The following is a 717-nucleotide window of genomic DNA, read 5'->3' as shown; positions in this document are numbered from 1 at the left end:
AAACTGGAGCGGGCGAAGGGATTCGAACCCTCGACCCCAACCTTGGCAAGGTTGTGCTCTACCACTGAGCTACGCCCGCTCTGGCGTTCGACGGACAGTGGGATGAAGACCGCTTCCGTCCGGGTGGAGGGGCCACTAGCAGCGGTTCGCGACCTCTGCAAGAGCCCCCCGTCACAAAAAATGCGTCACACATTTTACCGAGCCTTGCGCAGCCCCAACGCAAGGCTGATCGCGCCGAGCATGACGAGGATCGCGAAAGTGTCGGCGACGAGGTCCATCAGTTCCGCATCGCGGTGGAGCGCGGGGATCATCTGCACCACCTCGATCCCCGCGCCGAGCAGCACCAGTCCTGCCGCGATTGCCAGCTTGGGCACGCGCGGATAGCCGAGCACGCCCAGCACCGAGAGCGTCGCGAAGGCCATCATGTGCTGGAACTTGTCGCTGGGCTCACCGGGAAAGTGCGGCGGATGCGGCAGCACGGCCATCGTCACGGCAAAGACCAGCGCCAGCCAGAACAGGATTCGGAAGAGGTTCTGCATGACACCACTATCGTGGTGCGGCGCAGCAAATTCAAACTGAACTTGCCCGATCCCGGACGCGCAGAACACTGCGGGTCCCTTCAGGGAGGTAGTTTTGCTATGTAGGAAAACTGGAGCGGGCGAAGGGATTCGAACCCTCGACCCCAACCTTGGCAAGGTTGTGCTCTACCACTGAGCT

1 protein-coding gene and 1 tRNA gene are annotated in these 717 nt (G+C 61.9%); both read right to left on the bottom strand.

The window, feature by feature from the left end:
* Positions 1 to 4: 4 nt before the first annotated feature.
* Positions 5 to 79 (bottom strand) — tRNA-Gly (locus LH128_RS28760).
* A 115-nt stretch (positions 80 to 194) separates the two neighbouring features.
* Positions 195 to 539: a hypothetical protein gene (locus LH128_RS28755; protein WP_008833224.1), complete on the bottom strand. Its 345-nt coding sequence runs from the start codon at positions 537 to 539 to the stop codon at positions 195 to 197.
* Between the last annotated feature and the right edge of the window lie 178 nt (positions 540 to 717).

Source organism: Sphingomonas sp. LH128 (genome assembly GCF_000293195.2).
Lineage (GTDB): Bacteria > Pseudomonadota > Alphaproteobacteria > Sphingomonadales > Sphingomonadaceae > Novosphingobium > Novosphingobium resinovorum_A.
Note: the sequence above shows the minus strand (reverse complement) of the source record. Positions and strands in the feature narration are given on the sequence as shown.

What these genes read in the sequence shown, in the direction of transcription:
- LH128_RS28755 (WP_008833224.1), bottom strand. Translation starts at nt 539, where the DNA reads ATGCAGAACCTCTTCCGAATCCTGTTCTGGCTGGCGCTGGTCTTTGCC.